This window comes from Microcoleus sp. Pol7_A1, from assembly GCF_036701085.1.
GTDB lineage: Bacteria > Cyanobacteriota > Cyanobacteriia > Cyanobacteriales > Microcoleaceae > Microcoleus > Microcoleus asticus.
Genome location: NZ_JAUBQD010000002.1, coordinates 194,198 through 214,486 on the forward strand (window position 1 = coordinate 194,198; position 20,289 = coordinate 214,486).

The 20,289-nt window shown below is 43.9% G+C and carries 15 protein-coding genes and 1 pseudogene; 6 read left to right on the forward strand and 10 right to left on the reverse strand.

Annotation, left to right across the window (positions count from 1 at the left end; translation table 11 throughout):
- On the reverse strand, nucleotides 1–1,065 hold the full coding sequence (locus QUA20_RS02405; RefSeq protein WP_333185079.1) for a DUF5895 domain-containing protein: 1,065 nt from the start codon (nucleotides 1,063–1,065) through the stop codon (nucleotides 1–3).
- A gap of 83 nt (nucleotides 1,066–1,148) precedes the next feature.
- Between QUA20_RS02405 and QUA20_RS02410 the strand changes: the two genes are divergently transcribed.
- Together QUA20_RS02410 and QUA20_RS02415 are read left to right on the forward strand one after the other, a co-directional pair.
- On the forward strand, nucleotides 1,149–3,083 hold the full coding sequence (locus QUA20_RS02410) for a type IV secretion system DNA-binding domain-containing protein (protein WP_333185081.1): 1,935 nt from the start codon (nucleotides 1,149–1,151) through the stop codon (nucleotides 3,081–3,083).
- The gene (locus QUA20_RS02415) at nucleotides 3,083–4,243 is read left to right on the forward strand and encodes a hybrid sensor histidine kinase/response regulator (RefSeq protein WP_333185083.1); all 1,161 of its coding nucleotides are present in this window, start codon (nucleotides 3,083–3,085) and stop codon (nucleotides 4,241–4,243) included. Before QUA20_RS02410 ends, QUA20_RS02415 begins: the two co-directional genes overlap by 1 nt.
- Nucleotides 4,244–4,587: 344 nt before the next feature.
- On the opposite strand, the gene QUA20_RS02420 is transcribed toward QUA20_RS02415, so the two are convergent.
- The 3 genes from QUA20_RS02420 to QUA20_RS02430 form a co-directional block, all read right to left on the reverse strand.
- On the reverse strand, nucleotides 4,588–5,274 hold the full coding sequence (locus QUA20_RS02420; protein ID WP_445304634.1) for a response regulator: 687 nt from the start codon (nucleotides 5,272–5,274) through the stop codon (nucleotides 4,588–4,590).
- Between the two features lie 148 nt (nucleotides 5,275–5,422).
- Entirely contained in the window at nucleotides 5,423–6,118 is a 696-nt protein-coding gene (locus tag QUA20_RS02425; RefSeq protein ID WP_333185086.1) for a hypothetical protein, read from the reverse strand.
- Between the two features lie 597 nt (nucleotides 6,119–6,715).
- A complete protein-coding gene (locus QUA20_RS02430; RefSeq protein ID WP_333185088.1) occupies nucleotides 6,716–7,018 on the reverse strand; it encodes a hypothetical protein in 303 nt (100 codons plus the stop codon).
- 176 nt (nucleotides 7,019–7,194) lie between these two features.
- Between QUA20_RS02430 and QUA20_RS02435 the strand changes: the two genes are divergently transcribed.
- A complete protein-coding gene (locus QUA20_RS02435) occupies nucleotides 7,195–7,521 on the forward strand; it encodes a hypothetical protein (RefSeq protein WP_333185090.1) in 327 nt (108 codons plus the stop codon).
- Between the two features lie 643 nt (nucleotides 7,522–8,164).
- Here the strand turns inward: QUA20_RS02435 and QUA20_RS02440 are convergent.
- Nucleotides 8,165–9,346, reverse strand: a complete 1,182-nt coding sequence (locus tag QUA20_RS02440) for a hypothetical protein (protein WP_333185092.1) — start codon at nucleotides 9,344–9,346, stop codon at nucleotides 8,165–8,167.
- Between the two features lie 215 nt (nucleotides 9,347–9,561).
- Complete coding sequence (locus QUA20_RS02445) at nucleotides 9,562–12,207, reverse strand: DEAD/DEAH box helicase (protein WP_333185094.1); 2,646 nt, start codon at nucleotides 12,205–12,207, stop codon at nucleotides 9,562–9,564.
- A 277-nt stretch (nucleotides 12,208–12,484) separates the two neighbouring features.
- Between QUA20_RS02445 and QUA20_RS02450 the strand changes: the two genes are divergently transcribed.
- Together QUA20_RS02450 and QUA20_RS02455 are read left to right on the forward strand one after the other, a co-directional pair.
- Nucleotides 12,485–12,745, forward strand: a complete 261-nt coding sequence (locus tag QUA20_RS02450) for a nucleotidyltransferase domain-containing protein (protein WP_333185096.1) — start codon at nucleotides 12,485–12,487, stop codon at nucleotides 12,743–12,745.
- Between the two features lie 107 nt (nucleotides 12,746–12,852).
- The gene (locus QUA20_RS02455) at nucleotides 12,853–13,053 is read left to right on the forward strand and encodes a hypothetical protein (protein ID WP_228057005.1); all 201 of its coding nucleotides are present in this window, start codon (nucleotides 12,853–12,855) and stop codon (nucleotides 13,051–13,053) included.
- A 212-nt stretch (nucleotides 13,054–13,265) separates the two neighbouring features.
- Here QUA20_RS02455 and holA read toward each other — a convergent pair whose 3' ends face one another.
- Both holA and dnaX read right to left on the reverse strand, forming a co-directional pair.
- Nucleotides 13,266–14,216 carry a DNA polymerase III subunit delta gene (gene holA, locus QUA20_RS02460; protein ID WP_194060984.1) on the reverse strand — a complete coding sequence of 317 codons (951 nt, stop codon included), beginning with the start codon at nucleotides 14,214–14,216 and terminating at the stop codon, nucleotides 13,266–13,268.
- Entirely contained in the window at nucleotides 14,213–15,628 is a 1,416-nt protein-coding gene (dnaX, locus tag QUA20_RS02465; protein ID WP_333185100.1) for a DNA polymerase III subunit gamma/tau, read from the reverse strand. Before dnaX ends, holA begins: the two co-directional genes overlap by 4 nt.
- 313 nt (nucleotides 15,629–15,941) lie before the next feature.
- Here dnaX and QUA20_RS02470 point away from each other — a divergent pair.
- Nucleotides 15,942–16,655, forward strand: a pseudogene (locus QUA20_RS02470) (DUF4058 family protein).
- Nucleotides 16,656–16,824: 169 nt separating this feature from the next.
- On the opposite strand, the gene dnaN reads toward QUA20_RS02470, so the two are convergent.
- Nucleotides 16,825–18,336: a DNA polymerase III subunit beta gene (gene dnaN / locus QUA20_RS02475; RefSeq protein ID WP_333185102.1), complete on the reverse strand. Its 1,512-nt coding sequence runs from the start codon at nucleotides 18,334–18,336 to the stop codon at nucleotides 16,825–16,827.
- A gap of 349 nt (nucleotides 18,337–18,685) precedes the next feature.
- Nucleotides 18,686–20,089: an AAA family ATPase gene (locus QUA20_RS02480; protein WP_333185103.1), complete on the reverse strand. Its 1,404-nt coding sequence runs from the start codon at nucleotides 20,087–20,089 to the stop codon at nucleotides 18,686–18,688.
- Nucleotides 20,090–20,289 lie beyond the last annotated feature (200 nt).

Genomic DNA, 20,289 nt, shown 5'->3' on the forward strand with positions numbered 1-20,289 from the left:
TTAGTAGTCTGCGGGTTCATCGAAGTCAAAATCTTCTTCTGAATCAACCTCAACTTCAACCTCAGCCGCCTCGGAAAATTCATCTAACTCCTCTAATTCTGAGTCTGTTCCTCCTTCAACTTGTGCAATTTTGCGAGGGGGTGACAATTTACCTCGATTTTTGCGGTTAGTTACGCTTTCTGGCAACGCCTGGACTTCAGGTTCGACACCAGCAGCTATAGCTGGCAACTGGGCATCGCTAGCCTCAATGAAGCCAGCAATGCTATTGTGCAGTCCCCAAATCAATTTTTTTTGTGGTTTTTGACCGAGAAATAGCTTGTGAAAATTAGCATCAGTTGGCTGAGTAATGCTGTGAGTTTTACAGCAAAAGGATTTATTTTTGCCTTCCCCTTCTTTAAGAGCTCTAAACTCGACATTCAACACTCCCAAAGAGCGCCACTTGTCATTTTTACCGCTGTAATCTCTCCCAAAGCAATCAGCAAATGCTCGTTCCAAATTGCGGTAAAATTCTTCTCTAGCGCTCTTGAAGCTCCACAGGGCTACGTTCTTGAAGCGGACGACAATCGGTACCTGATGCAGGGGTTGGTTTTTGGGATTTAGAAAGATGAGAGCGTGTTCGGAACACACTTCCTGCGTCTTTTTATCGAGGGCATCGCGATATTCGTCGTAAAGCCCAATAAAAGTACCTGCTAATTCTCCATTTTCTTCAATATCTTTGTAGCGGATGTACTCAGGCACAAAAGCTAATACCAACATTCTCGCTTTTTGGAGCAGTAAGCCCGTCACTTGTTCGCTTAGTTCGACCGTTGTCAATTCCTCTTGATTAGGCATTGCGTGCCACTCGGCTTTGGCAAGCTGGTCGTTCGGGAGCAAAATACCTGCTGGGTTATCGTTAATCACGATTCCGTAGGGCAAAGAGGGCTTGCGAGTTTGGTTGTATTCACTGTTGAATAGCTCCGGATCTATCTCGTAATAATCAGCACTCTTGTTCTTTTGCGTGTTGGAGTTTCCACTAGAATTCTGTATTGTCTTACTTGGAGATTTCGCGTTATTGCTTCTTACCATTGTTTACCTATTTTTGTAAGGGTCTCCCCCTTGAGGCGATAGCCGCTATCTGAATCCTTTAGTTTTTTTAAAAGCTAAAAAAAATGAACAATTTGCAATTTCTGCCTAAAATTCACAAAGCTACCTTAGTACCAATGGCAGTTCAACCTCCTAAACGTTCGTTAACTAGCATAGATTTGGGGGGGTTGTTGGGTCAGTTTATGAAGCCAGAGGGACTGGCAATGTTAGGGCTAATGGCAGGCTTACTTATTGCTTCCAAATTAGTTGGAAATGGGAAGGGTAAAATTACCTCCGGGCGGCTGTGCGGGACGGCAGAAAAATTGGCAGCCACAGGCTCTGCCCTCAAGCAAATGAAAGAAAAAAAACGGCAGCCCGTTACTTTGTGGAGCGGTACGCCGACTTATTGGTTTAAAGGTTGTCAGGGATTGAGTGCTCGATTGCAAACGCTATTAGGTGCAAATCCGACGGTTTGGTTTCCCCACGCAGAACGCGGAACTTTAGTCATTGGTGCTCCGGGTTCTGGCAAAACATTCAGCGTCATTGACCGGATGGTTGAAAGTGCATTCCAGCAAGGTTTTCCTGCCATTATTTACGACAAAAAAGGAGACCAGATGAAAGTGCTTGCACCCCTTGCAGTGCGCTATGGCTACGATGTGCAAGTGTTTGCGCCAGGGGAAGCTTACAGCGGCACTATCAATCCTCTGGATTTTATGAGAGATGCACAAGATGCAGTAATGGCAGCAGAAATTGGACAAGTAATTGCTCGAAATGCTAGTCCGGGGGAGAGTAAAGGCAATGAGTTTTTTGAGAAAGCAGGCGAGTTGATGGCGAAGGGTTTAGTGCAGTTGGCAAAAAGCAGTCCTTACCCGGATTTAGCTTTTGTGTACGCAATTATTCAACTGCCTGATTTGGTCAAGCGCATCGACCACGCCGTTCACCGACCCGACGGTCATCCCCTCAAAATGGACAGGTGGATTGCCTCTAGTTTTTCGCAGTTATTAAGTTCAAAAGATGCTGAAAAAACAGTGGCGGGCATTAAGGCAACCGCAGAGGCAACCTACTCCAGTTTCATTCAAAAAGATTTGCTGCGGGCATTTATTGGTCGCAGCACCATTCCGATTGCTTTAGAAGGCAAAAAGTGCATTATTTTCAAATTAGATGACCAAAGGCGCACTGTAGTGGGACCGCTGTTAGCTGCTGCTATTCACTTATGTGTGGTGTCTAATTTGAGTCGGGTACGTTCTGACCCATTTTTGTACTGCTTAGACGAGTTTCCGTCTCTCAAGTTCGACAGAATGGATCAGTGGGCTAACGAATATCGTTCTGCTGGCGGCGTGCCGATTGTTGGCATTCAATCACTAAATCAACTCTATAATCTCTATGGGGATAAAAAAGGGGCTGCGATCGCCAGTGCTCTGTCAACTCACGTCCTCTTCAACCCCGGCGATTTTGAGACAGCCGAGAAATATTCTAAGCGGTACGGGGAAGTGGAAGTGCTGGTAAAAAATCGATCGACCGGCAGCTCGACGGGGCAACAAACGAGCCGTTCTGTCAACTGGAGCGAACAGTTGCAAAAGAAACCGCTGATTAGTCCTGACGAAATTCTGAGGTTTCCTCAAGGCAAGTGCGTCATCACTTCACCGGCCTACGCAACGGGGACGGAAGCTTTATTTCCCTACCCTCTCAAGATTCCGGTGCGGCCAGGCGACATAAAGCGAGCTAAAGAGTCTGAACAACTGTGGGACAGCAGCATCAGACCGCAGCTTGAAAGGCGGGCGAAAGCTTTGTCAGTAGAGCAGCAGACGGGTAAACTGCTCAATATAGATGAAGAGCTGGATCAGCGAATTCGATTCGCTTACCAATTGCTGCCACATCCGAACGATCCAGAAGAACCCGTGACTGTGGCTGATGTTAAGTCGCCTGTTAATGCTGCTGGTGCGAACAGCGCGGCTGAGAAAATAGCGGTTGGCAATATTCGGACAAAACTTAAAAATCTGTCATTTGGTGGCGATCGATAATGGAGCAAACTAAACAATTTTTGGCTGACATTTTGATTGTTGACGATATTCCAGCCAACATTCAACTGCTGTCTCAAGTGCTAATTGAAAACGGTTACAAAGTCAGGAAGTTGATTAGTGGACAGCGAGCTTTAAAAGCAGTAGAGTTGCAAGCGCCCGACTTGATTTTGCTAGACATAAAAATGCCCGGTATGGATGGTTATGAAGTCTGCCGTCAACTTAAAGCATCTGAAGCTACTTGTGATATCCCTATAATTTTCATCAGCGCTTTAGATGATGTATTTGACAAAGTAAAAGGGTTTGAGGCGGGCGGTGCTGACTACATTATAAAACCTTTTGAGCCTGTTGAAGTGTTAGCGCGGGTATCTGCCCAACTTAAAATGCAGCGCTTGCAGCAACAACTTCGCTGCGCTAACGTGCAATTGGCTACACAAAATGTTCAGCTCAGCCAGGAAATTCAAGAAAGACAGCAAGCAGAAGCCAATTTAAGAATGCTGTTGCACGCTGTTTCGCACGATTTGCGATCGCCTCTATCGGGAATGTCGCTGCTGCTGCGAAGTCGCCTCAATGATGCTGCCAGTAACATTGCTATTGATAGGCGGACTGTGGAGGTTATGGTGCAAAGTTGTTCGCGCCAACTCCAGTTGATTGAGTCACTAACAGCAACACAACAGTTTGATGTAAAAAGTGCTTCTTTAGCCATGAAGCCGCTGTCGCTGCCCGCTTTAGTCCAAAATATTCTTATTGAAAGATTACCAATTCTCAACCAGCATCGAGTCAAGGTTAAGCAGCTTTTTGCAGCCGATTTGCCTTTAGTCAATGCTGATGCCCAGCAGCTCTGGCGGGTGTTTGGCAATCTGATCGACAATGCTGTTAAATACAATCAGTCTGGGTTTATTTTGACTGTAGAAGCTAAAAAGGAAAGTGAGATGGTTCGCTGTACGGTTGCAGACAATGGGGCCGGAATTTCTCCTCAGCAATGTGCAAGATTATTCGAGCCTTACACGAGGGGAGTTGGAGTTAGTTTAAGGCAAGGATTGGGATTGGGACTTTACATTTGCAGGCAAATTGTTGAGGCTCACGGCGGAGAGATTGGCGTTGATAGCGAATTGGGAAAAGGAGCGAGGTTTTGGTTGACATTGCCAAAGTTTGAAGATTGACAAGCTGTCAGAGACGGTAATTTTTCATTTCTAAAGTTTATCAAATACGAGCGCCTATTTGATAAACTTTAGAAATGAAATCTCATGACGCCATTTATTCACAATCGCGCCAGCCAAAAATGATCTCGAAGACTGCTGCCCCCACTAGGAACAGTTAATCTCGATTGCGATGTCACTTCTTAAATACGCAAAATTAGCGTTTCCTTCAGTTGGACTGCCGTCACTCTAAAATATGCAGAAACCCTAGGAGTTTTGGGAACAATGGCAACTACAACATTAATCTTTGAACCGTTGAGCAACCCGGTTACAGGTGTAGGAAAATGTCACTTTCTTAACTCTAACGACTAAACCAGGCCCAAACGCAGTGCTTTAACGGCTGCCTGGGTGCGATCGCTCGCTTCAAATTTAGCTATAATCATCTCTACATGACCTTTGGCGGTGTGGACGCTCATTCCTAGTTGAGCGGCGATTTGTTTATTGCTTTTACCCTCAACTAGCTGCTGCAAAACCTGCATTTCCCGTTCTGTCAGCTTGATGTCGTCATTCGCATAGCTTTCGGGCAGTGGCGTTTTGAGATTTTGCAGCACGCAGTCGGCAATCTTAGGGTCTAGGTAACTGCCACCTTCTTGCACAGTCGTAATCGCTGCTAGAAGTTGTTCTGCGTTAGTGCCTTTAACGCAGTAGCCGTGAGCGCCGCTTGACAAAGCCGCCATTACCTGAGTTGGATTGCTGTGGTGGGTGAGCATCAGGATGCGAGTATGCGGCAGTGCGGCTCTGATTTGCTGCGCGGCTGCAATACCGTCGATTCCGGGCAAGTCAATGTCCATCAGGGCGATGTCTGGTTGGTGTTGCAGTGCAGCACTGACGGCTTCGTTGCCGTTAACAGCTTGTGCGACAACTGTTAAATGGGGTTGGTTATTGAGGATATGCTGTAGACCGAGCTGCATCATCGGGTCATCTTCAACTATCAGGATGGTTTTTAGTTGGCTTGTTTTTGGTTGGGTGGCGGTAATTGCAGTCACGGTTAACATTCCTACTACATTTTATCCATATCTATTGTTTTTTCTCATATTAAAGAGTGTCATCCTCCTATGGAAAGAAGAAAAGTATTAATGGGCGATTGCGTCGGGAATAGGTGGATATCTCTCGATAGGAAGATGACAACAAAATGTGAACATATTAGATCGACACTTCGTTGATTTCATCCAAATTGATTTCATCCAAATTGATAGCTGTTGCTACTTCCTTCGGTTGAGGTGTTAGATGACCATTGAGCTTGATAACTGTTTGTTTTCTCTCTCGTTCAATGGTAGTCAAAAGCCAATTTTGAGTGTGTCGGTGTTGCTTGCTGTCCCAGGCAAACAGAACTTTTTCTGCAGGTTGAGTCGGGTGCAGTGCCAAAATAATCAGTTGTAGCTTGTGAGGCTCGATCTCGAAGAATTCGGCAGCTACCCACAACTTAACTCGGTCTTGCCAAGTCAGTACAGGATGGCGAATCGCCCACTCAAATAGTTTGGGCGTCCCTTTGACTAGACCCACATTTGCACGGACTTGTATCACTTTAAATGGAGGAGAAGGGGAAGAACTTTCTTCTGTCACTCCCCTTTTTGTTCGGTCTAGTTTTGTTTGAATTGGAATGTCAACAAACAGTTTTCGCTGCGGTAAAAACAGTGATGGCGCTAGTTCTTGGAGCTGGAAAACCCACTGCTGGAACTGGGGGTGACTGTTGAGAATTGGCTCCACAGGTAATCCCATTAAAATTTGCTTGACAAGCAGTTGCAAGCGTTCTTGCAGATAGGAAGGAACAAGAGGTGGCTCTTGTACTGGGCTAGTATGAATAGTTTGATTGAGGTCGGATAGAGTAAGGAGGTACATTGCTCAGATTATAAAAGGCTGAGCAATAGCGGCGATCGCCACAGAAAAAGTCCGGGAGTGCGGAATAGGATTAAAAATTTATAGCCCACATCCTGCACCCTCAACTGTCACAGAGCATGAAGCAATGTTGAGAATATTCATACCTCGCGTTCGATTGGATAGTCTTTAAGCAAAAATACTCCTGTCAGGCGATCGCCTGACACTGCCTCGCCTTTTATTGTAGAATCATGGAAAAAAAATTACCAATTTCCTAGTTGAAAGCAAGCCAAAATTTATGTTTTTTTTAATTTAAAAAAGCATTTTTGCCACTAACTGAAGTGTTATTCAAGCAAGGTATTTCAACTAAATAAGTAATACCCGCTTACAAGGAGGTGGAAAAAAACGCACAGTTTTAATCCAATCTTGTGTGAGATTAGAGACGATTAGCTGTTTCCCAAGCACTCACCATCTGTAAAGGGAAGCCCGGGGAGGTAACAATTGCTGACTTGCGCTATCAAAGGACTCAGTTTGTGCTGTCTTTTGAACGGAGTTCTGAGGACATTCAAGCAATTCGCACTCAAGCATCGTTTGTTTTACCAACATCAGGAACAGACCGGTCTAGATTTGCTGTGACCCGGCAGGAATTGTTTGAGTACCGTCCCCCCGCTTACCATCCAATTTGACGGCAGGCTGCTCGGTTTCTTCCAAAAACTGTGCCACAGATTTGATGACATCTGTTGCGGTTTTTGGTACGAGAACCAAATCTCCAGATGCCAGCATATCTAGTAGGGCACCGGGTTTTCCCTTGCCTCCGTACAAGTGACCCATCGAAGCTGCAAGCTTTTCAAGTTTTTCCGGCGTCTGTCGCGCAACTCGTGCCCGAAAAACAATGCCTGAAGGCGATCTCTGTTTCCGTCCCATGCTCGACCTTATATCTGTGCTACAGTTTTAACAAGCGGTAAGCCTATACTAGAAATTGTACAAGACACGAGGTGTGAGTGGAAACTTTAGCCCGCTTGTGCTCTATCAGTTTAGGGTGCAATGACTCGATATTTGCAGAGTATGCTATCGCTTTTGCCCCATAAATTTGACTGGTTATGCCCAAAAAGCGCAGTTGTTCCGTGAAAATTGCAACGCTGCACAGCGTGTTGCAGGATTGCTATCAACTTAAGCTGGAAGAGCTCAAGTACCTTCTCGATGCAATTGACGTGCTAATTGACGCTGAAGAGAAAAGGTTGTCGGAGTTGGAAGCCGACTCAGACTGGGAAGAAAAACGGGAAGAAAAAATGGCTGCTACTGGTGCGCGCGGTAGTACGGGATACATCGAATCCAAGACAATCAAAGGATGCGGCCCCTATGCCTACTTGAGATTTCGTAAGGGCGGCACGCATCATTCGTTCTATCTGGGCAAGCTCAAGCCTTAAGTTTTTAGGGTGCATAGCGATTGATAGATTAGTAATTCTGACGTTTATGCACCCTAAATTATCGGCGTTTAGGGTGCATAGCGATTGATAGATTACTGGTTCTGGCATCCATGCACCCTAAATTATCGGCGTTTAGGGTGCATAGACATTGATAGATTACTGGTTCTGGCATCCATGCACCCTAAATTATCGGCGTTTAGGGTGCATAGCGATTGATAGATTAATGGTTTTGGCATCCATGCACCCTAAATTACCGGTGTTTAGGGTGCATAGCGATTGATAGATTAATGGTTTTGGCATCCATGCACCCTAAATTACCGATGTTTAGGGTGCATAGACATTGATAAATTAGTGGTTCTGGCGTTTATGCACCCTAAAGCAAGCGAGTCATTTAGGGTGCATAGACATTGATAAATTAGTGGTTCTGACGTTTATGCACCCTAAATTGGTTGTGTAGTCGCGCTCGCAACTGAGTGTCTGACGGCGCTTTCTTCGGCTTGTTGCTTTCCGAATTACGAACTCATGCGTGATAGCTTGCCAGCAATATCGGTAGCTTGGTTGCTAACAGTGAAAAAAACCTTAAATGCGATTTACTCAACTCTTCACCTGCACCACAACAATCGTTCGATAGGTAGGTATTGAGCTAGAACTCGTCTAAATTAAACAGCGTAAATTGGTGAGGCGATGTCGTCATCTTTCTGGGTCGGTGTTTGCCCTTAACAACTTCTTGAACTAATGGATTTGAGTGAATTAATGTCTGATCATTCAAGTCAATAACTTCTGAGCTTTCTCCTGAACTTATTTCATGTTCGACAGGACAATCAGTATCATTTTTAGCCTGAGACTCGACAGGCTCAAACCACTCATTATACCAATAAGTGGCGTTCGTTGATTGGGGTCGATCGCTACTTAAACTATTGCCAAGGAGCAAATCAGTTTGACCCAACCACCAAATCGGAACAGCCAGCCAAGGTGAAAACAGATAAAACTGAAACAAAGCGCATTTTAACAGAGTAGGGTCTATATCTTGACCGATACCGCTCAGACAGTAATTCGACTGTGTTAACATTAAAGCACCCGTACCGCACGCAGGTTCATTGAAGCTGGAAATTCGCTCTGTCTTATCACCACTGACCAACTTAGATATCAACTGGCACAAAGCTAAGGGTGTCGGATAAAATCCTGAACTTTTTTGAGCAGTCTTTCCGCAGATTTGGGGTAGCAGTCTGCCCATATAATCTTCAGGATACAGCATGAGAATTGACAGGTCAAACATCTGATAAAGGCGCATTGATGCACCTTCACAGCCGGCGGGTTCTTTGGGTAACATTTTATAAGCTGGATGTCCGAATGCGAACAAAACCCAGTCCAAGAAAAACTCCAAATAGTCCCAAGCTGACCAAGTTTTCCATTCTCCGTGTTGGGGAATGCAATTGAGGCTATTATCTAACATGGCTTCTGCGGCAGAAGAATGCTGCCATTCAATTTGGGGAATCGGTTCTGCTGGCAAAGTTTCCTCAATTACAAATTTGGGTAAATTTTCGGGTTTTCTGTTTTCCAGAATGGCTAGCATTGGCTCCATCTTCCACCGCATCCAGGCATGACTAGGGACAGCTTGACACAAAGCCCAATAATCCCACCTTCCCCACAAACATCGGTCTATTTGTGCGAGAATTGTTAAAAGCCAGCCCGGCTTTAAATCTCGTTTGAGGTTGGGGATTAAAGCTTGTTTTTTCTTTGGTTTATAGGGTTGATTTCTGAAATGTAACAGCATTGACTCTCTAGTTTTGGAGTCAATGATTGGCAAGACAAGCTTGTTTTTCATGAGTGCAAGTCTGAAAAATGCACCCCTAAAAACCGCAGTAGCGGTTCGCACAATTCTATGTTGATGCAAGCAGCGTCTTGTTTAATAAAAACAGTAAAAAAAATTGGGAATACAGTGTAGCTTTTTTCAAACAAAAAAGCTACACTCTATTCCCCACTCCCCTCTTCCCTATTTCTCTCTCCCCATTCCCCTTTCTCAGCCGTCTATTCCACCAATTATTTTGATATTTGAGGAGTAGAAAATGCTTCGCACAGCAGCAGCCCCACCTGCTTGAGTAAAGCTTTGTTACCATCAGGGCATCCCGACTGAATCAAACATTTAGGACAGCCAGAACTGCAAGAACAACTGCGGGCTAACTCAGCAGCCGCATGAGCTAATTGAGGGAGAGAACGAAAAATAGCTTCCGAGGTTCCCGAACCTCCTTCTGCTAAATCGTAAAAGAGTCCTGCATAGTCATTTGCACCTCTCTTCTCTACCACAAAATTCACATCATTAGCGGAAGCCAAAATAGTCAGAGGTAAAGCTGCTAAAATTTGATGGCCGAAACTGTGAATAGCCAACAAATTCGCGGGGTACTCCCACAATTGCTGATATCCGGGCTCCATCTGCTGTTGAGATTGAAGCAATTCCTGGCGAGTAGCTGTTACTACCTGTTGCAGATAACATTCAACCGGGGAATTAAAACTAATTTGCAGTACAGGAGTCGCAAATTTGATTTCGTAAGGTTGCTCAAAGTTTACCTCATTAAGAACCGATGTTAGCTCAGCAGAGCGAGTTCTCTTGCCACAAACAGGACAGGCAGTACATTTTGGTAAATGCTCTCTGTAATTGACGCACTTTCTATTGAGACAAGTTAACTCGTAATTGCGAGTTAATAATTGATAACCAGTGACGAGTTGGCTAATTTCTCCCCAAACCAGTTCCAGAATAGCTTGAGCTGGAATTGCCTTACTATCCGTTGAATTGGTTTGAACATTTCCTTCAACTTCTGGAATGACCAACGGGATTTGTTGAGGCAAACTCAAATTCTGCTTGAGACTGGTATCAGTGTGGCTAATCGCTACAGTAAACAGTCGAGTTTCAGGGGTGTTTTGCAAAATAGCTTTGCCATTCAAGAGCGAGCGCGAAGTATAAGTCACCAAACAGCCGTCTGAGTTTTGCGTGCGGTAAATAGCACCAGGAAATACCTCTCGATAAGCAATCTCCGCACTGAGGAGTTCAATCTCTTCTTGAGTCTCCGCATCCACCAGTTGTATCGTGCTAGCACCCGTTCCCCCTCGAAAGTTTACATCTTTATGGGGAAAGCCCTTAGCCCATAATTTATCCCGACTTTTGTGAAGAACACCTTGCTCAATTAAAGCCGTTGCAATTTGAGGAGCGCTCTTGCCAAAGTAGTGCTTGAGCTTACTGACAGGAATGCCTGTTTCGACAGCCGCGCACATCAAATGTTTGGCAATATCTATGGGATAATTGGCATTAAAGCTCACCAATTCAGATTCGGCTGACACTAACAATTCAGGGCGATCGGCAAAATAGTTATCCAAAGGTGATTGTGCAATGGGAATGAAAACAATTAAACCGGAGTTTGTGCGACCAGCCCGGCCAGCCCTCTGCCTAAAAGCTTGCAAGCTTCCCGGCCATCCCCTAATAATAGCAAAATCAAGTTGAGGCAAATCAATTCCTGCTTCGAGAGCGCTAGTGCTGAGGATACACTTAACTGTTCCTGACTGCAAAGAGTTAATAATTTCCATGCGGCGCTCGCTTGTTAAACTGCCGTAGAAAATTGCTACTTGCGACTCAATTCCCGAGTTAGTTTGAGTTACAGCTTCTTGCTTAAAAGTTGCCCACAAGTTCTTAATTGCTTGTCTGCCGTTACCGAAGCAAATTCCGCTTTTCCCTTGCTGCAACAAAAACATAATGATGCGAGCAACATCTGAATTAGCATCATGAGTCGGTTTAGTAACAATTAATTGCCGTTCTGGGACAGCAGCTCCGCTAGAGTTAATCCAAACTAACCGCTCGGGTTTATTGATATTTCGCTTTCGACTTCTACCAGATAGTAACTTGGCTAATTTTACGGGATTGCCAACGGTAGCACTCAACATCAGGAATTGCAGTTTTTGAGAACAACCCCCGCGCTCGTCTACTGCCAATTTTAAGCGGCGAATTAAGCTAGCCATGTTAGCTCCGTAAACTCCGTTAAAAGTGTGAGCTTCATCTAGGACAATATAGCGGAGGCGACTTAAAAAATGCTGCCAAGGCTGACTCCAGTGAACGCCTTTCAGCGCATAGTGAATTAACTCTGGTGTTGCGCTGATTATGCTAGGGTTTGCAGCTAATAATTGTTCTCTGGTTTTGGGAGGAGTATCCCCAGTTAGAAGGGCAAGACGCGGGCGGGCAGGCTCAGGAATCAGTTGGAGCAAATCGGCAAGTTTTTGACTTTGGTCGGCTGTTAAAGCTTTCAAGCCATAAATAGAGAGTGCAGTAAATTGATGTTGGAGAATGCCCTCTAAAATAGGCAAGTACGCACTTAAAGATTTGCCAGAAGCTGTTGCTGTGCTGAGGATGACATCTTTGCCCTGGCGCACGGCTTTGAGTGTTTTAATTTGGTGCGAATAAAGCTGTTCAATGCCTTGGCTGTGCAAAGCAGAAATTATTGAAGGTGGCAAGTCTTGAGGAATTTTGTAGAGCTTAGGAGTTGTAGCAGTCGCGATTGTCTGATAAATAACCTCTTCGCCTAAAAACTCACACAAATCGGCTGTTGCAGTTGGCTGCAAGTGGCTTGCTTCTGGGAAGTTATTTTGGTGAAAATCATGTCTGGCTATTAGTTGGGAAAGAAGGTTGATATAATTGGGAGGCATTGGTCACTCTAAGAATGAATCTTTTCTCTCTTACTACCGATAGGTAGGAAAAAGAACGAGAGAGGAAATTAATAAAAAAACCAACTGGGAGTCGGACTGCTTTTGGTAGGAGTTACAACCTTTTAGACTTAAGACGATCTTGACAGACTTTACAATTATGCTAGAATAAATTTAATTGATTAAACTAAATGCAATTTATTCCTATTTGAGACTGGTCTTAATTACAAAAAAATCAATAAAGGAGCATTGATTGAGTATGATAGAAAGGGAGAACATCATGCAATTAAGTCAGGCTATTGTCAATGAATTTCAGCCAGAAAAAATTATTTTATTTGGCTCCTATGCTTATGGAAACCCTCAAAATGACTCGGATGTATATCTGCTAGTGATTTTGCCATACAAAGGGAGCAATTTTCGCAAAACTTGGGAAATTTTAAATAAAGTTCAACCAAAGTTTGCCATAGATTTGTTAGTGCGAACTCCTGTAGAGATTGAGCAACGCCTAGCCTGGAATGATTTTTTTTGCGAGAAATTATAGAAAAAGGAAAGCTGATTTATGAATCCGCTAACAGTTGAATGGGTTGATAAAGCTGAAGGGGATTTTACTACGGCTTTGCGGGAATTAGTTTTAGTAAAACTCATAATTTGACATTTTTATTGGATTTACTTTTACCTGTTGAACCTAATTATGATATTTCTCGCCAGAAACTTTTAGCGTTAACTGCTTTTGCGGTTGCTTATCGTTATCCAGGGGCTTCTGCTGATAAGGATACAGCACGTCAAGCATTAAAGTTTTGCAAAGAAGTCCCGCAAGAAGTGAGGTTAAGTTTGGGATTGAGTCCCTAAAAATATAGCAGAAGGAAAAGAAGAATGTTAGAGTGGCGATCGCTACCCCAAAACAAAAAAAACAGGATTAATACAGCAGATTCCACGTTTATGAAGTACATCCCGGATTGATAAATCCACGTAGGGACACGGCAATGCCGTGTCCCTACTGCACTCCAGAAATCTGGGATACGCTGTAAAAGGCTGCCAATTTAATTCGGCAGCCTTTTCTGTTATTTAGTGAGTTGAGTGATTCTGAGCAAAGCAGGCAACATTGAATCAGACTTTTCTCCGGTTTTGAGGGCAATTTCTAAATCAAACAAAATGGATAGCGATCGACTTAAGAAGTTCGCAGATACTTCCTTAACCTCCTGCTTAAGGAAATACAGCCGTTTGGGGTTACTAATTCCGCACATACTAGCAATTTCACTATCAGAAAGTTTGCCGCCGGAATCCAGAGTAGCTTTTACCCACAGCCAAGTTTTAAACTGAGTTTGAAGAGTAGCAATAATTGCTAAAGAAAACTCTGCCCGAGATAGCAATTCATCAAGCACCTTAATTGCCGCCACTGCTTGACCTTTTAAAAGAGCTTCTGCCAGTTGAAAACAGTTGGCTGTGGTAGCTGGAACGAGGATTTTAGCAGCTTCTTTGGTAATGCGATCGCCCGCAGCATAAATGGCTAATTTCTCCAGTTCACTAACTCTTCTAGCAGAATCGTTACCAATCGCTACCGCTAGATAACTGACAGCATCTCTGGCAATTGAGAGATTCATCTGTTTAGCAGTAGCAGCGATCGCATTTTCAATTAAATCAGTACGCCAAGGAGGAATGAGAGTAAACTCCTTAAGTTTACCAAACAGCAATAAATGCTTGACTACCTTGAGCCGTTTGTCGATAACAGCAGCAGTGAAAACTAAGTGCGTTGTGGTAGGTAAATGGGGCAAGATTTGCAGTAGTTCTAGCCCCGTCTCCCCAAATTGCTTGAAATCACAATTCTCAACTACGATAAGTTTACTTCCGACACCAAAAGGAACTGAAGCAGCCGCAGAAATAGCTATATCCAGGGAAGAAGCATCAAACCGATGGATGTTGAAATCTCGCCAGAGAGGATGAGTTTGAGTCTTAAACTTTTCAACTTCTCGTTCAATTGCGTAGGTGTCATTCCCAATTAGGATGCTAATCATGCTGCTAACTCCTCCTGTTGTTTGACAGTGACAGTAACCGAGCGGCCTAAAGCTTTAGTAACAATCCGCTGCACGGATTCAAGGTGACTCTGAAACTTGTTCGCGTACTTTCTTTCTACTGCTAACACACATGAATCAGCCGAAAGTTCGGCAATTTGAGCGCGGTTTAATAGGCTACGATTGCCTGGTTTCGCTGCTGCTACTACTTGCGCCCAAGTTGTTTCAAAGTCAGGAGAATCTGCCTCTATTTTTTGAGGGGTTTTATCAAATTTGTCAGGCTGATTAGATTGGGAAGTTGCCGGCAACCGCGTTTCGGGGGCAGCGGGTTTGCTTGACAGCATCAAGTTCAGCAGGCAGACTTCTAACCAGGTAGCAGCATTGGTGCTAGTTCTCAATTGAAATTCTGATTTCTGCAATTGTGCACAAGCCGCATCAATTGTTTCAAAATCCAGATGAAGAGCGATCGATCGCAGTTGTGAGTAGCCTACTGGCCCTGCAATTAAATTCTGGCAGTGGCGCGTTGATTTGACAATGAGCAAATCTCTCATTGCTGCTAGCAAGCTGCTGAGAATAAGTTTAGGGGTTTTGCCGCTGTCAATGAGCGTTCTCGAAGATTGCAGTACGCTTAGGGTATCGCCAGAATGAATGGCTTTGAGAAGGGCGATCGACTCTTGCTCGCTGATACTGCCAGATACTTCTGCAACTTGAGTTAGGGTAATCTCTGAGTTTAGCAGTGAAAGCTGAGAAAGTAATTGCAGGGCATCTCTTAACCCCCCGTCACAGGTGCGAGCGATCGCCCGCATGGCCTCACTTGCGATCGCAATAGATTCAGCAGAGCTAATTTTGTGCAATTGTCCGACAATAGCATCAACTGACAAGGCTCGGAAGTTAAAAGTTTGGCAGCGGGAGATAATTGTCGGCAGGACTTTATGTGCTTCAGTCGTACAGAGAATAAACACCACATGAGCCGGAGGTTCTTCAAGGCATTTGAGGAGAGCATTTTGAGCGCTGGTACTGAGTTGGTGACACTCGTCTAAAATCCAAATGCGGTAACGGCTCATCGCTGGGGCAAAGTTGCTGTGTTGTATTAATTCTCTGGCATCATCCACGCCATTGTGAGAGGCAGCATCGATTTCAGTTACGTCTAAGCTTGAACAGGAGTCAATGGTTTTGCAGCTTGAACATTCCCCGCAAGGAGTGGCGGTTGGCTTTTTGTTATTCAAACAATTGAGTGATTTAGCAAGGATGCGAGCGGTTGAGGTTTTGCCTGTTCCTCTGGGGCCAGTAAACAGGTAAGCTTGAGCAATTTTGTCGGAGGTGATGGCATTGGTCAAGGTTGTTTTGATGGTGTCTTGACCCACTAATTCTTGGAGGCTTTTGGGTCGGTATTTGAGGTGCAGTGGTTGGTACATTTTGAGTCGTTAGAATACTTCTGGTAACTATTCCCCGATAGGGGAGGGGAACGAGTGGGGAGTGGGGAAGAATAAGGGGGATATATAGCAAGTCTAAATCCGTTGTACGATTCATCATTTAGACGTGCTGGATATATGGTTTTTTTAGAGAATTTGGTATTGAAATAAAGCATACGTAACTTGATGCCACGATCCCCCTTAGAACCGAGAGAGGATGGGAGTGTGATGCTCCGCATTTTTGCCAAATAGATTGTATTAGAGATGGAACGTACCTCTTTCTATCATCCCTTTTCCACTTCGTTATCTTGCGATTATGGCACCGAATTTTCCAGGCATGAATCCTTATCTTGAAAATCCTTCTTCGTGGTCAGAGGTTCACTCTTGGCTGATTGTCGAACTAGCACCCTCGCTCAATCCCTTACTCATACCAAAGTATCGAGCGGCTGTAGAAAAACGGGTTTACGATTATGCTCTACTGGTCGGTATTCCCGATGCGTCAGTTTTCCAACAAAACCCTTAAGCTGAGCGAGCTTCTGCGGTAACAACTGGGGTAATAACCAAGCCAATTCGAGTAACATTGCCTCTGACTGAAGAAATTACCGAACGCTATCTGGAGATTCGGGAGGTCAAGACTGGAAAGGTGGTAACGGTGGTAGAAGTTCTCTCTCCTAAGAATAAACGAGTGGGTGAAGGTCGAGAAAAGTACCTCACCAAGCGACAAAAAGTGTTGAACAGGGCTACTCACTTAGTTGAAATCGATCTGCTAAGAATGGGAAACTTTATACCAATGGATGTTTCGATTCGCTCAGACTACCGCATTCTGGTCAGTCGGACTAATCTCCGTCCCGAAGCTGAACTCTACCCGTTTAATGTGCGTGAATCGATTCCCCAATTCTTGTTTCCTTTGCAGCCATTAGAGCAAGAACCTGTTGTGAATTTATCTGAGGTTTTGGGACAACTTTATCAAGAAGCAGCCTTAGACTTGGCAATTGATTACTCACAGCAGCCTGTTCCACCGCGCTCGTGAGAGTGATTATCAATGGGTGATCGTTGACGGAATCGTATGACAGCGATCGCAATCGGGAATGCCTGACTTCTGCCCCGGTGTACATATCAACTTGATAGATGCGATCGCCGTTCATAGAGTAATTTGTAGAGAGGGCATCCAATTTAGATGCCACTCCCCATATGCACGATTATTCTTGCGGAGCCACAACGTATTCGCACTCTAACGCCTCTGTACCCGAAGCTGGCGTGCCAAAAGGTACAATCAGTAGAGGAGCCGTAGGAGTTGCCATCAGGAACCGCAAATCTGAACTAGAAACAGCTTTAATTGTATCAATCAAATAGCGGATATCGCACTTGAGCCGAAAGTCACAACCCCAGAGTTTGGCATCAACTGTCTCAGTACCAGAACTAAGAGTATTGTTGAGTGAAGCTCGCACCTGTTGCGCCTCTAAATCAAAGTCAAAAATTGCCGTGATATGAGACTTGTCACTATGAGTAGCCAACCTCTCTAAAGCTTTTAAAAAGCTGAGTCTTTCAACTACGATTTGATGACTAAGTTCAGACCGATAAGGAGCAATAATCTGGTCGCATTTCGGGTAATTTCCTTCAAGTAACTGTGCTGTTAGTCGCAAATTATTCCACTCAAACGCCACAAATTTGCTAGGTTGTTCTGCCGAACCGTCATAATAAATCGTAACTTTGTCACTGGCATTTACAGAACGCTCCAATACCCGGAGTACCTTAGCGGGAACAGTAAAATTTACTGTTTGAAAGTTTAAAAACTGAGAATTGCTGCTTTCACTCAATCCGACAATCATAGCTACCCGATGCCCGTCAGTCGTCCACACTCTTAGTTGGTTAAGTCTTCTGTCTGCGTCATGACTCAGTTGAAAGTTAGCTCCCATCAAAATGCGTTTGGTTTCCTCAGAAGTAACAGCAAATAAGCTAGCTTTGAGGACAGCGATTAATACACTAGCAGGAAGTGTTACAAGTTTTTGTTTAACACTAGGGATAGTCGGAAATTCATCCGCAGCTAACCCGCGAATAACGTGCTTGCTATTTGATGAACTTAAAGTCGCACTGACAGAGGGAATATCACTTCCTTTGATAATTTCAAAGGAACTCTTTAAGGTAAGGCGGCCGTTCGGAAATTTCCCCAGAATATCAGCGAGTATAGGTGCGGGGAGGGTGAGTTTTCCGGGTTGATTGACATTGGCATCAAAATTTACTTGCATTCCAAATTCCAAATTGTACCCAGTGAGGTGCAGTTGTTGATTTTCGGCATCAGCCTCAATCAAGATATTGCACAAAATAGGATGACTGGTATTGCTAGGAATGATGCTTTTGAGTGTCTGTATGTAATCGTTGAATTCTCTTAAATCACAGGCAATTTTAACAGTCGATGGGGAAGAGGTCGGAGTTAGAGATGCTGTGATTTCATTATTGAGATGGGTTTCTAGAGTTGGATTTGTTGGGGTATCAGAAGGTGTAGAAGTTCCATTATCTGTAATGTAGTTCGCTTCTACTTCTTCTATTTGTGTTGTTTTGGGTAGGGGAGAAGAAAGCTTAGTTGTTTTTTTGACTGATGGCTTCGTAGTAGGAGTCAAATTAGTGCCTGTTACAGTTGAGGGTTTTTTCTTAGCTGTTCTCTCCACTACTTCCTCTTTAGAAGGTGTTCCAGAAAGTCGAGATTTGGCCATAATAATTAGTCGGGTGTCAAGAATTTAATTGGTCGCTGCGATAGCAGTGAGGAGGGGGAAGGGGAAGGGGAAGGGGAAGGGGAAGGTTAAGAGAAGGGGAGGGGAAAGGGTAGAACAAGTTCAGTAAACTCGCGTTATGTTCAAGTTGAAGCAAACTGATTATTTAGATTTTGATAAGTGAGATAACAGAACTTACGCTCATAAACCGGCTTTCTCTGAAAAATTGTTGCTTTCTCAACTAGATATCTACGAAGAAACCCGATTTCTGGCATCGTGTGCGTAAGTCCTGAGAGAAGAAAGTTCAACTCAAAAAAGCGAAAATTTATCTTTCCTTCCCCTTCCCCTTCCCCTAAAATTGAGCTAATACTCGTTGCACTCTGAATGAATTAGGAGGGACAAATAGTATTCGTTGGCGACATCTGCTTGTTCCAACATATAAAAGACGGTGGTACTCTTTAAGTTTCTCTTGGCTGCTCATTTCTTTGCCTACCAAAAGTCGAGTCAAAATGTCATTGCTGTCCAAACCAACTTCATCAAAAGTGCTACCTTGAGAATTGTGAATAGTCAGGGCAAAGCAATTGTCAACTTCGGCAAATACATCATCTTTAAACCAGTAATACTTCCGCCAGAGAAATCCATTACGTTTGGCACTTTTGAGTTTCTCTTTCAATTCAGCTTGGTAGCGCTTACTTTCCGATTCATGCAGCACAAAGATTTGCCGAAATAGACCATCATCAGTCATAATCTTCAACAGCCATACTCGGTAGCCGTAGTGCTGACTTATTTCAACTTGCTGTATGGTAAATTCAGTTGATGTGGCTAAAATCACAGTCTTACCATCAGGAGCCAGAACTGGTTTCTTAGTAATTAACCTTTCTCCAGATATAAATCGGGCAGTTGTTCGACTATAAAGTTGTTCTCGAACAGCCTGATTGTAATAGTTGACTCGCTTGTTTGTCCAGCACAAAATCCGGAAACAATCAGGATTTGAGGCAAATTCTCGCTTGATGGTTTTGATAGCATATTGGATGAGTGCTTCTGGTTTAACTTTGAATGCACCGTTAGATTTGTCTAATGAGTTGTAATTCGGATGTGGCAAAAAGACATCTGTTTTACTCTTGACAAATGAGCGACATTCCGTAATAAAATCAAGGACGGGGCTTTCTCCAGCTTGTCTAACCACTTGAGTTAATACAGCTTTATTGGCAATATTGAAAGCAGGCGAGCGCTTTTCTCCAACAGGATTAAGTTGCGCTGGGTCGCCCATGAGAATTAATTTCCGCTGATTGAAGAGAGTATGTTCAAATCTGCGCTCAATCCAAGACCACAATTGAGTTCCAACCATCGAACATTCATCGAGGAAAATGATATCATAGAGGTGGAGGTAACAACAGCTTGTCTGTTCTAAGACTTTCTCTTGTTCTTTGCGAACCATGCCTAAGCCTAAAAGCTGGTGTATCGTCATAAAATCTACTCCGAAAATGCCTTGAGATGCTGCCATTTTTCTGAGGATACCGACGGCTTTGTTAGTGGGTGCTGTGAGGGCAATGCGCTTGCTTTGAGCTAAGAGTTCTTTGATTATAAGGAAAATAAGTGTGCTTTTTCCCGTGCCTGCATAACCGCAAAGCAAGAAGAATGCGGAAGTGCTGCTTGCAAATGTTCTCAAATTGTTGAGTGCTTGCTGCTGCTGCGGCTTGAGAGTAAAGGGAATTTGTTTAAATTCCTGCGGTCGTTCTAGTAAAGTTTGAATCATTAGTGTACAGTAATGCTAATTCGTTCGCATCCTAATAAGCGCTAGCTTGAGGGGGAGTATGGAGGAACATTCAAATCAAAACTGACTTATAACAATAGTTCCGAAATTCAGAAAAGAATGGCTGTAATGGTTGATTTTTCGTTAGGCGAACTTACCTAAAACTCTGATTATGTCATTGACAAAAAAAGTTATCATAAGTA

Bases quoted from the DNA above. Each gene is read 5' to 3' on its own strand.
- QUA20_RS02405 (WP_333185079.1), bottom strand. From the start codon at position 1,065: ATGGTAAGAAGCAATAACGCGAAATCTCCAAGTAAGACAATACAGAAT.
- QUA20_RS02410 (WP_333185081.1), top strand. From the start codon at position 1,149: ATGAACAATTTGCAATTTCTGCCTAAAATTCACAAAGCTACCTTAGTA.
- QUA20_RS02415 (WP_333185083.1), top strand. From the start codon at position 3,083: ATGGAGCAAACTAAACAATTTTTGGCTGACATTTTGATTGTTGACGAT.
- QUA20_RS02420 (WP_445304634.1), bottom strand. From the start codon at position 5,274: ATGTTAACCGTGACTGCAATTACCGCCACCCAACCAAAAACAAGCCAA.
- QUA20_RS02425 (WP_333185086.1), bottom strand. From the start codon at position 6,118: ATGTACCTCCTTACTCTATCCGACCTCAATCAAACTATTCATACTAGC.
- QUA20_RS02430 (WP_333185088.1), bottom strand. From the start codon at position 7,018: ATGGGACGGAAACAGAGATCGCCTTCAGGCATTGTTTTTCGGGCACGA.
- QUA20_RS02435 (WP_333185090.1), top strand. From the start codon at position 7,195: ATGCCCAAAAAGCGCAGTTGTTCCGTGAAAATTGCAACGCTGCACAGC.
- QUA20_RS02440 (WP_333185092.1), bottom strand. From the start codon at position 9,346: ATGAAAAACAAGCTTGTCTTGCCAATCATTGACTCCAAAACTAGAGAG.
- QUA20_RS02445 (WP_333185094.1), bottom strand. From the start codon at position 12,207: ATGCCTCCCAATTATATCAACCTTCTTTCCCAACTAATAGCCAGACAT.
- QUA20_RS02450 (WP_333185096.1), top strand. From the start codon at position 12,485: ATGCAATTAAGTCAGGCTATTGTCAATGAATTTCAGCCAGAAAAAATT.
- holA (WP_194060984.1), bottom strand. From the start codon at position 14,216: ATGATTAGCATCCTAATTGGGAATGACACCTACGCAATTGAACGAGAA.
- dnaX (WP_333185100.1), bottom strand. From the start codon at position 15,628: ATGTACCAACCACTGCACCTCAAATACCGACCCAAAAGCCTCCAAGAA.
- dnaN (WP_333185102.1), bottom strand. From the start codon at position 18,336: ATGGCCAAATCTCGACTTTCTGGAACACCTTCTAAAGAGGAAGTAGTG.
- QUA20_RS02480 (WP_333185103.1), bottom strand. From the start codon at position 20,089: ATGATTCAAACTTTACTAGAACGACCGCAGGAATTTAAACAAATTCCC.